8 protein-coding genes are annotated in these 10518 nt (G+C 45.8%); 6 read left to right on the top strand and 2 right to left on the bottom strand.

Features of this window, described 5'->3' with window-relative positions; all coding sequences use genetic code 11:
* Positions 1–199 precede the first annotated feature (199 nt).
* Positions 200–640, bottom strand: a complete 441-nt coding sequence (locus QUB11_RS21680; protein ID WP_333156201.1) for a peroxiredoxin — start codon at positions 638–640, stop codon at positions 200–202.
* A 284-nt stretch (positions 641–924) separates the two neighbouring features.
* On the opposite strand from QUB11_RS21680, the gene QUB11_RS21675 reads away from it, so the two are divergent.
* From QUB11_RS21675 to QUB11_RS21665, 3 genes are all read left to right on the top strand, one after another.
* Positions 925–1242, top strand: coding sequence for a DUF433 domain-containing protein (locus QUB11_RS21675; protein ID WP_194011686.1), 318 nt, complete (start codon positions 925–927; stop codon positions 1240–1242).
* A complete protein-coding gene (locus QUB11_RS21670; protein WP_333206058.1) occupies positions 1235–1567 on the top strand; it encodes a DUF5615 family PIN-like protein in 333 nt (110 codons plus the stop codon). Before QUB11_RS21675 ends, QUB11_RS21670 begins: the two co-directional genes overlap by 8 nt.
* 99 nt (positions 1568–1666) lie before the next feature.
* Positions 1667–1933: a type II toxin-antitoxin system HicB family antitoxin gene (locus QUB11_RS21665; RefSeq protein WP_333206057.1), complete on the top strand. Its 267-nt coding sequence runs from the start codon at positions 1667–1669 to the stop codon at positions 1931–1933.
* Between the two features lie 140 nt (positions 1934–2073).
* On the opposite strand, the gene QUB11_RS21660 is transcribed toward QUB11_RS21665, so the two are convergent.
* Positions 2074–4809, bottom strand: a complete 2736-nt coding sequence (locus tag QUB11_RS21660; RefSeq protein WP_333206056.1) for a DNA methyltransferase — start codon at positions 4807–4809, stop codon at positions 2074–2076.
* Between the two features lie 172 nt (positions 4810–4981).
* On the opposite strand from QUB11_RS21660, the gene QUB11_RS21655 reads away from it, so the two are divergent.
* From QUB11_RS21655 to ileS, 3 genes are all read left to right on the top strand, one after another.
* A complete protein-coding gene (locus QUB11_RS21655) occupies positions 4982–5392 on the top strand; it encodes an Npun_F0494 family protein (protein WP_333206055.1) in 411 nt (136 codons plus the stop codon).
* A 220-nt stretch (positions 5393–5612) separates the two neighbouring features.
* On the top strand, positions 5613–6176 hold the full coding sequence (locus tag QUB11_RS21650) for a Uma2 family endonuclease (RefSeq protein WP_333206054.1): 564 nt from the start codon (positions 5613–5615) through the stop codon (positions 6174–6176).
* Between the two features lie 634 nt (positions 6177–6810).
* Positions 6811–10413: an isoleucine--tRNA ligase gene (gene ileS / locus QUB11_RS21645; RefSeq protein WP_333206053.1), complete on the top strand. Its 3603-nt coding sequence runs from the start codon at positions 6811–6813 to the stop codon at positions 10411–10413.
* The last annotated feature ends 105 nt before the right edge of the window (positions 10414–10518 follow it).

The following is a 10518-nucleotide window of genomic DNA, read 5'->3' as shown; positions in this document are numbered from 1 at the left end:
CGTCCTTTTTGGACGGGCGGGACGCCCATCCCACTTTCAAGAGTGGAAGTTATTTAATTCTCATTCCTTACTAAAAAAAACCGGTTCCTACGACAATATTGCGTATAGCAACGAGGCATCTAGGAAGGAACCGGGTTTTTAGCCGTTTGGTGCGTGCAGGAGTGTTAGTGCGATCGACTAAATTTCGACTAAATTTCGACTAAACTATGGTGACGAGAATATCTTGAGCGTGAGTGTCAACTTTCATGGTTTCCCCTTCATAAACCTGAATGATTTTGCCGGTGCCGTCGATGACGAAAGTAACGCGCTTGGCATAATCGCCTTTCTCGACATCGTAAGCTTTGGTAATCGTGCCATCCACATCTGCTAATAGCTGGAAAGGTAAACCGTATTTTTCTGTGAACTTTTGGTGCGATTCTTCGTTGTCGCGGCTGACACCGAGAACTACTATATCTTTTCCCTTGTATTCTTCATGGGCTGCTTTGAAGCTTTGGGCTTGTCTGGTGCAGCCGGGGGTGTCATCTTTGGGGTAGAAATACAGAATTACGGTTTTACCGGCGAATTCGGAGAGGGAGACGGTGTTGCCGTTGGTGTCTTTGGCGGTAAACTGAGGGGCAGCGCACCCAACTGGTAATGTCATAGTTTTGTTTCCCTTGGGATTTACCCAGCTATTTTAGTTGATTTTGTGCTTCGGCGATTGAAAAAGTTATCGGCGATGGAAATCGCTTTTTTTGAACTGGAACTCGAATATGCTACGCTCGTTATTCGAGTTCCAGTTCAAGCAATCACCTTGACTCAAGTCGATTGGCGACGGCGGAAATTCGCAATATCCATCAAAAATACCATACCTTAAAATGCCTTTTACAGCCCAACTCGTCTAACCTGTCCTAAAATATAAGAGACATCCTATATTAATTCCCTACCATGTCGATCGCCGTCATTAAAGAACATATCGAAATCACCCCAGGAATCTGTGGGGGAAAACCCCGTATCGCCGGACATCGCATCCGAGTTCAGGATATAGTTGTTTGGCACGAACAAATGGGAATGTCACCCGACGAAATTCTGTATCACTATCCGAGTATTACTTTATCTGATATCTATGCAGCTTTAGCCTATTATCACGATCGTCGAGATGAAATTCGCTCTGCAATCGAAGCAGATGCAGAATTTGCTCGCCAATTGAAAGCTCAAACCCCATCGCTCTTGCAACAAAAATTAAAAAATCGTCAACATGGCTAAGATAAAATTCCATCTCGAAGAAAATATAACTCTTGCCATAGCGAATGGATTGCGAAGACGTGGAATTGATGTCACCACAACTCCAGAACAAGGAATGATCGGGCAATCCGACGAACAACAATTAGCATTTTCCCTGTCTCAAGAGCGAGTAATTTTTACCCAAGATACGGATTTTTTAAGACTGCATCATGCAGGTTTGTCTCACGCGGGTATTGTTTACTGTCTGCAAACCAGTAAATCGCTTGGGGAAATTTTGCAAGGATTAGTATTAATTTGGGAGGTACTGAATGCTGAAGAAATGAACAATCATTTAGAGTATTTGTAAAAATAGGCGATCGCGTTGACCTGCGGGCGATCGCGTCTTAGATTATCGGTGTGTTTTCCTGATTGTCCCACTAAATAAAAATTAATTTTCCTGTAAAATATGATTGATTTATACACTGTCATTATCAGAAAAAGTGCTGATTATTGGGTTTCTTTGTGTTTAGAAAATGGATTGGTGGGACAAGGCAATACTCCAGAACAATCTATTGATAAACTAAAACAAGCTATTGAGTCATTTTCCGAAGTCTATGAATCAGAGTCTAATGTTTATCTCAACCCTCTTTCTATTAATGAGTTACACGAATTTCTGACTTTAGAAGATGCGGAAGCTTCAGATACTTATGAATTCAGGAAAGTTTATGCCTAAAATAATTAGACTTACAGGACTTACGCAGGGGCCAGAAACCGGGTTTTTTTAGGAAAATACTGAATTACAACCCGCAGATTTGGTAAAAAACCCGGTTTCTTTGGTAGAAGTGCGTCCAGGACTGGATTTAACTAGCATTCTTATACAACAGGCCGCGAACAGGGAGCGACAACAGGTAATCCCTCAGTTTCTCGCTGTGCAACTTCAAAGTTTAATTCTAATAGAAACTTTAAGGAGTCTTGGTTGGCTTTGATATCGTAGGCTTTGCAAACGAGTTCGTCTAATTGAGCGTGGAGTTTGGCAAGTTCGCTGGCGGGTTCATCAAAAAATTGGTTGTATAGTTGGGTAATGCCGCATTGTTTGCGCTCCATATACTCGGTGCGGTAGTCATGGAGAACCTGCATGGCTGCTCGAATTTCGGTTTTAGTTTTTTCTGGGCAATTTTGGGGAAAGGGAAATGTTTCAAAACAGGTGTTGTGAGTGTAACGTGTATCGGCTTTAAGGGTTGAGCTTTGTGCTTTTACCCACTGACGATGCAGATTTGAAGTTAGGATGCCAAGAACATAGAAGTCATCTGAAGCCACAGGATGGCAGCTATTTCCATGCAAGTAATTACAATCAGAAATTAAAAATATCGACCACTTTGAAGTTTCTGGGACGGCGAAACAAAAGGGTAAAGTTGCTAGAGCTTTTCGCATTGCTTCATTCGTGCGCTTGAATCGCCACCATTTTTCCCGCATGACGGCTTCTCGATTAGATTCTCGTTGAGGCTTGACGTACTTTTTAACATGATCGAACGGTAGCTGGTAATCACTAACCTCTTCTAAACTGCGATTGTCAAAATCAATAATCCAACGCTCTGGCTTTCCCTGGGGGTTCTGTGCCAGATTCGCACCCGTTGAAAAGAGCTTGAGAACATCTTGATTTTTAGGATCGGCTTTAATCCATTGCTTTACCTCTCTTTCAGTTACAATAAAACCCTTATCATTAGGTTGCACTCCTACGAAACATTGATTTAAGTTGGCTTTAATCTTTACAGCTTGAGAAGCATCGACTTCTGCCTTGAGAGAAGAATTGATATGAGAAACAACTTTATAATCAATACGGCAGGTTAATTCTTTACTCTCAGAAGTTTTGAGCCAATTGACAATACTAATGTGTACTTTCGCTTCACCAGACCAAGGCTGAGTAGAAATTGCATCATAAATACAACCACCATTTTGAATGATGTAGTCTAAAGTAGCTTGACGAGTTTGACCTTGAGAGATGGTGTTTGTTGCGACTAAGCCAACCCGGAAATCTTCCCTTAAGTGATTATGAGCAAGGCGAAACCAGTAGGAACAAAAATCTACTTTACCTTTTACATCAGGAAATTTAGCAAAAATACGATCGACATAATCATCACCAAGGGTTAGTCGCAGACGATTACCACCCAAAAAGGGAGGATTTCCAATAATTACATTAACTTGTTCCCACTCGCAAAACAGAGCATCATCACAGCGGATATTGCGATCGAGATTATCGAGTGGCAATGCTTGCTCTAGTTCCAGTGCCAGGTTCAACTGTACAACATTGAGCAACTGGTTTTCTTCATCTAAGGCTAACTTTTTGGCAAGCATCAGCGTCACTTTTGCCAATTCCACGGCAAAGGGTTTGATGTCAATGCCGTAAAACTGGCTTGTCTTCACCAGCGACATCGTACCTATCGCATTAGCAGCACGAGAGAAATTTTCATGAATTTTAGTTAGCAATTGTGCCTCTAGTCGCTTCAGTTCCCGATAAGCAACATAGAGAAAATTACCGCTGCCGCAAGCTGGATCGAGAACTTTGAAATCAAGTAATTCTTGCCGCAGTGCCAACAAATTTTTGAGCGTCTTCGCAGCTTCAATCCGTTCTCGCCACGGGCGTATAATCGTAGGCAAAACCACTTTTTGAATATCGGCCTCGCTGGTATAGTGCGCTCCCAAGGCATGACGTTCCTCTTTGCCCATACTGGACTCAAACAACGCGCCAAAAATCGCCGGTTCTACCTTTGACCACCGTTCCTTTGCTGCCTCTAATAGCAGATCGATTTCGCTGCGAGTCAGGGCGATGGGTTCAACAACTGAGAAGATGCCGCCATTAAAATAGGATACATCTCGATAGCGGCTGTCTTTAGGTGCGGGGCGATCGCTTCCCATTTGCCGAAACAATCCCCCAATTAAATCATAAGAACTCTCTCGATTGGTCTTGCAAATATCTAAAAATTCCGTGAATAAACCTCTAGGCAATAAATCGATATCTTCAGCAAACAATGCTACTACACACTGAAGGATAAACCTTTGAGCGGTTTCTACTTTTTCTCCTCGCTCTACTAACCGATTAAAAACTAGAGCAACTTTGTCAGCGGCAGTTCGCGTTACATCAATTTGGTTGTTATTGAATAAAGGCTGGCGATTTTCGGGAAAAAGAAAGTTTAAGGCTGTGAAGCGATGGGGTAACTCTTCGAGATTTACGCGGTCTACAGGTTCCCGCAGTTGCAAATCGAAGTCATAAATCCAAAATTCATCAAAGTTGCAAAGAACCACATATTTGGGACGTTGGGGCACTAGCTCCAGCCAGTATTCAAAGGCTTGTTGATAGTGCTTTTCCAGTTTTTCGCCCCGTTTTTTCATCTCCAGCAACAACCTGGGCCGCCACAGCAAATCGGCAAATTTCGTAGTTTTGCCTTTCGCCTTTACTCGAAATTCTAGTTCGGCTCCCGCTTCCTTGTAGCCTAGATGACCGAAGGCTTGAAACAGGCGCTCGCAGAATACCTGTGCCTCGCCTTTTTCGTCTCCCTTCAAAGTACGAACGTATTCAATAAACCTGTTGATATTATTTAGTGTATCTGTCATAATAAGTAAACTAAATAAATTGTGTAATTCTTGTAGGGGCAAACCCCCCGTGGTTGCCCCGATCGGTCGGGGGTAGGCACGGGGGCACTACCCCTACCAATATGTATGATTGATTTAGATTCGTGATATCTGTAACAATTAAAAATATAGTACCTGTTCAGAGGTTTTTTGAATGACTTTTATCCCATCTGAAGCGTTTAAATCTATTAGTTATCCCGATCGCACTGTCAAAAGAGCCGATCGCGCCGTCCGCTGTTCCCCTTTTCAATTACACTTCTTCCAGACCATCCGCGATAACAGTGTTTTCCTAAGTGCGATCGCCTCAAATTCCGGTGTCGAAAGCGGCTACACCCGATCGCCCGTATCCGAACTCGTAGCCGAAAACTCCCTACTCTGGCTGATTCAAGTCGGCGTGTTGCGGCGGGAAGTAGACGGACAAGGGATTACCGACAGTTTTCGCCTCACGCCCCTAGGCCGCCAACTCGTGGAAAAATGGGAACAGGAAGGACAGGGGGTGCCGGCCGCGTCATTGTGCGATCGTATGGGAAATGCCGTTAGCCGCGGGTTGGGAGTATTTCTATAACCGGAATGGCGGCTAATAAGTGGTTGAACCTTAAAATTTAAGCTTTTGGGCGGGCAAGATGCCCAACCCCTACTCCCCACAAGAGTTTGAAGAAATCCACCCCACAAGCAAATTTACTCTTTGTGGAACAGGCATCTTGCCTGTTCTTGAGAGAGGTGAGGATAAATTAAATGCCCGATCGCTTAACTAATACAAATTAAACTTAAATCCAATTAAAATAATGGTTCAAACCGCTTCTAAACCTTTGACTCTCAATGAATTTCTCCAACTGTCGGAAACCAAACCCGCCAGCGAATTCATCGATGGTCAAATTATCCAAAAACCTATGCCCCAAGGAAAACACAGCACTATTCAAAGCGATTTGGGTGCTGACATTAACCGGGTACTCAAACCCCAACGCATCGCCCGCGCCTATTCAGAATTGCGCTGTACCTTTGGCGGTCGATCGACAGTACCGGATCTTGCAGTCTTTACCGGGGAACGCATTCCCCGCGACGAAAACGGCGAAGTAGCCAACACTTTCGCCATCGCCCCCGACTGGACAATCGAAATTCTTTCCCCCGACCAAAGTCAAACTAAAGTCGTCCGCAACATTCTCCACAGTCTCGGCCACGGAACCCAGATGGGCTGGTTGATTGACCCGGAAGAAGAACTGGTATTTGTCTATTTTGCCGATCGCACCTTAGCAGTTTTTGAAGAACCGGGCGATCGCATCCCCGTTCCAAGCTTTGCCGAATCCTTCAATCTCACCGTGGGTGAAATGTTCAGTTGGCTGACTCAGTAGCGCTACCTCGGTTTGTTTAGGAATGATTTAACCGCAGAGGGCGCAGAGGGCGCAGAGGAAGAGAAGAGAGAGAGTTCTACGGATTTGGTTCGATCTAATGTGCGGTCGATCGCTTATACTAAAATATCTGGTTGTCAGCTCTTCAATGACGAGAGATGACTAAAGTGGTCACTACAAACTTGATTGTCAGGAACTCAGGGCTAAAGCCACTGAGCTTGTAAGAAATTACAAGCTGTTCTGACCAGACCCCTCTCAGGAGGAGGCGTTATTCAGGTCACGACACTCCTTGAGTGCGACGCCAGTTTTCCGCTCTGTCATCTGCAATTAAACAGTTTTAAAGTCACTGAAACAGTGTTGCAGGTCTAACAAGCCTTTATAACCAGGTCGAGGCGAACATTACCCCGCAAGGGAGGAAGGAGACAACTGTATCTCCATTGGAGGGGCAACCATACCCCTCTAACCCCGAAAGGGGATTCAAGGCGGTTGAAACCGCCGAGTCGTTTTCCTCTCAGGTCTAAAGACTCTGAGTTTCCCACTTACCGAATATTTTTTATGATTATTTAACCGGACTTGATCTCATCTTTCAAATAACCGCTAACTACTAACAACTAACTACATAAAACGTTTCTCAAAAATGGAAGCTAAATCTTACAAAGACACGGTAAACCTGCCCAAAACCAAGTTTGATATGCGCGCCAACGCCGTCAAACGGGAACCAGAATTGCAACAATTTTGGGCAGATCAAGAAATCTACGATCGCCTTTCGGAAAATAACCCAGGCGATTTGTTCATCCTCCACGACGGGCCACCCTACGCCAACGGACAACTCCACATCGGCCACGCCCTCAACAAAATCCTCAAAGACTTTATCAACCGCTACCAAATGCTGCGCGGCAAAAAGGTTCGCTACGTGCCGGGTTGGGATTGTCACGGATTGCCGATCGAACTTAAAGTCTTGCAAGATAAGAAGATGAAATCGGAGGAACGGCTAAATCTTACCCCGATCGAACTTCGCCGCAAAGCCGCCGCCTTCGCGCAGCAAACAATGGAACAGCAGCGCGAATCCTTCCAGCGCTACGGCGTTTGGGGCGACTGGGAACACCCGTATTTAACAATGAAACCCGAATACGAAGCCGCTCAAATCGGCGTTTTCGGTCAAATGGTGCTCAAAGGCTACATCTACCGCGGCTTCAAACCGGTTCACTGGAGCCCGAGCTCGAAAACAGCCCTCGCCGAAGCGGAATTGGAATATCCCGAAGGCCACACGTCGCGCAGCATCTACGTCGGCTTTCATGTGAGAAAATTGTCAAAATCTTTGCAGTCGAAGCTCAAACGCTATATGCCGAGCCTCTGGGCGGCGATTTGGACGACTACTCCCTGGACAATTCCGGCAAACTTGGCGATCGCCGTCAATCCCGAACTGACTTATGCCGTGGTGGAACCGCCGGCAAATTCCCACATCGCACAACAATTTATGTTAGTAGCTGTCGATGCGGTCGATCGGCTGTCGGCAACTTTTAACACTGAATTAAAAATACTTGCTACCTTCAAAGGCAAAGAATTAGAAGGTTGCAGCTACAAACACCCGCTGTTCGATCGCGAAAGTCCAATTGTTGCCGGCGGTGACTACATTACCGCTGATTCTGGTACGGGATTGGTGCACACCGCACCGGGGCACGGACAAGAAGACTTTATCGTCGGAAAGCGCTGCGGTTTGCCAGTTTTAACCCCCGTAGATGAAAACGGAAATTTCACCGCAGAAGCCGGACAGTTTGCAGGTTTAAATGTCCTCGTAGAGGGCAATGCCGCAGTGATTGATGCCCTTGCCGAAGCAAATTGTTTGATTAAAGAGGAAAGTTACGCTCACTCTTATCCTTACGATTGGCGCACGAAAAAGCCGACCATTTTTCGGGCGACGGAACAGTGGTTTGCGTCCGTTGAAGGGTTCCGAGATGAAGCCTTAAAAGCGATCGCCGAGGTGAATTGGATTCCCGCCCAAGGGGAAAATCGGATTACTGCAATGGTGGGCGATCGATCGGATTGGTGTATTTCTCGCCAGCGGAGTTGGGGCGTTCCCATTCCGGTATTCTACGACGAAGAAACCAACGAACCGCTGCTGAATCAAGAAACGATCGCCCATGTGCAAGCCATCTTTGCCGAACGCGGTTCGGATGCTTGGTGGGAATTATCGATCGAGGAATTGCTGCCGGAATCTTACCGCAACAACGGCCGCACTTACCGCAAGGGAACCGACACGATGGATGTGTGGTTTGACTCCGGTTCTTCCTGGGCCGCAGTTGCCAAAGGGCGATCGGAATTAAACTATCCTGCTGATATTTATTTGGAAGGTTCAGACCAACACCGCGGCTGGTTTCAATCCAGCTTGCTGACCAGTGTAGCAACTAACGGCGTTGCTCCTTACAAAACAGTTTTGACTCACGGTTTTGTACTCGATGAAAAAGGCCGGAAGCAGAGCAAGTCTGAAGGTAATGTCGTCGATCCGGCAGTCGTAATTAAGGAATATGGAGCCGATGTTTTGCGGTTGTGGGTGTCTTCGGTAGATTACTCCGCCGACGTGCCTTTGGGCAAAAACATTCTCAAACAGCAGTCGGATGTTTACCGCAAAATCCGCAATACAGCTAAGTTTTTGCTGGGTAATTTGCACGACTTCGATCCGGCAAAGGATGCCGTTGCTTACGAGGAATTGCCGGAACTAGACCGCTATATGCTGCACAGAATGGGCGAAGTATTTGCGGAAGTCCAAGATGCTTTTGAAAGCTTCCAATTCTCCCGATTTTTCCAAACTGTGCAGAATTTCTGCACGGTGGATTTGTCTAATTTTTACTTGGATATTGCCAAAGACAGACTTTACATCAGCGCGACAGATACCTTTCGCCGTCGCAGTTGTCAGACGGTGATTGCCATTGCTGTGGAGAATTTAGCACGGGCGATCGCACCTGTTTTGTGTCACATGGCTGAGGATATTTGGCAGTACCTTCCCTATCCGACTCCTTACAAGTCCGTGTTTGAAGCCGGCTGGGTGCAAATTGATGCTTCATGGCATAATCCAGAATTGGCTACTCGCTGGCAGTATTTGCGACAAGTGCGGGGCGAAGTTAACAAGGTTTTGGAAAAAGCCCGGATTGAAAAGGCGATCGGTTCTTCTTTGGAAGCTAAGATTTTATTGTACGTTCCTGATGTTGAGAAAAGAGAGCAATTGCAAGCTTTCAATCCCAGCAGCGAAGAATTGGTGGATTATGTGCGATCGCAAAATTCAGTCATAGAGTTAGCTGCAGAGGAGGAAGCAAAAGCAGCACAAGATAAACAGGAAGAACAAGCGGCAAAAGTTGCCAAAGTCTTGACAGAAAATACAATTTATGTTGAGCCGAAAACGATCGCACAAAAGAGCGATCGACCTTCTCAGATAGTAGAGTATTCTGTCCCTGAACTGTCGGCCTCAGATTCTGGGCAAATCTTCGATCGAGCCGCCGAGTTTGTGGCTAATTTGCCTGAATATGCGGGCAACTTTTTCACAGAATACCAACAAGCGCTGGTAACACTTGGGCTGTTAGCCTCTGTGTTAGTAACGGGCAGAGTAACGCTGGCGATTTTGGATACGATGAATCAGATTCCGATGTTGGGAGGCCTCTTTGAAGTCATCGGCATCTTATTTACAATCTGGTTTGCTTTCCGTCACTTGCTGTTTGCGGCCAACCGTCAAGAAATTGCACTACAAATTGATTTGCTGACAGCAGATGTGCTGGGCCAGACAACCGCGATCGTGCTTGCAGAAACAAAGGCGATCGTCCTCGCACCGGCATTAGATACAGCGCTTGTGCTTGTAGAAACAGAGGCGATCGCACAAACAGAAACAGCCCCAGCCGAAAAAGTGTTTGTAGAAACACCCGAAATCCCGCAAGCAGAATTAGTTGCGATCGAACCCAAACCCGAAATTCCTGCTTCCATAGCTGCAGGGCACCATTCTACAATGACCGGCAACGGTGTAGACGAATTGCGGTATTTGTTCATTACTTCGGAAGTGGAACTGGTAGAATCGAATGCAATCCTGCAAGAATTGCCGTACAGTTATCAGTCTCCAGAGTTGGCGATTGGTGTAGTCAAAGCAGACGGGGAAAAGTGCGATCGCTGCTGGAATTACTCGACTCACGTCGGAGAGTCGATCGAACATCCGCTAATTTGCGAACGCTGCGTTTCAGCAGTAGACGGAAAATTCTAACCTAGGATGTGTCAGTAGTTTGTCATTGCGAGTGAAACGAAGCAATCGCTTAATCTTTGCCATTGCTTCGCTTCATATCAAATCCGTTAACATCAGAATTATTCA

Source organism: Microcoleus sp. B6-A1 (assembly GCF_036705085.1).
Lineage (GTDB): Bacteria > Cyanobacteriota > Cyanobacteriia > Cyanobacteriales > Microcoleaceae > Microcoleus.
Note: the sequence above shows the minus strand (reverse complement) of the source record. Positions and strands in the feature narration are given on the sequence as shown.

Bases quoted from the DNA above. Each gene is read 5' to 3' on its own strand.
- QUB11_RS21680 (WP_333156201.1), bottom strand. From the start codon at position 640: ATGACATTACCAGTTGGGTGCGCTGCCCCTCAGTTTACCGCCAAAGAC.
- QUB11_RS21675 (WP_194011686.1), top strand. From the start codon at position 925: ATGTCGATCGCCGTCATTAAAGAACATATCGAAATCACCCCAGGAATC.
- QUB11_RS21670 (WP_333206058.1), top strand. From the start codon at position 1,235: ATGGCTAAGATAAAATTCCATCTCGAAGAAAATATAACTCTTGCCATA.
- QUB11_RS21665 (WP_333206057.1), top strand. From the start codon at position 1,667: ATGATTGATTTATACACTGTCATTATCAGAAAAAGTGCTGATTATTGG.
- QUB11_RS21660 (WP_333206056.1), bottom strand. From the start codon at position 4,809: ATGACAGATACACTAAATAATATCAACAGGTTTATTGAATACGTTCGT.
- QUB11_RS21655 (WP_333206055.1), top strand. From the start codon at position 4,982: ATGACTTTTATCCCATCTGAAGCGTTTAAATCTATTAGTTATCCCGAT.
- QUB11_RS21650 (WP_333206054.1), top strand. From the start codon at position 5,613: ATGGTTCAAACCGCTTCTAAACCTTTGACTCTCAATGAATTTCTCCAA.
- ileS (WP_333206053.1), top strand. From the start codon at position 6,811: ATGGAAGCTAAATCTTACAAAGACACGGTAAACCTGCCCAAAACCAAG.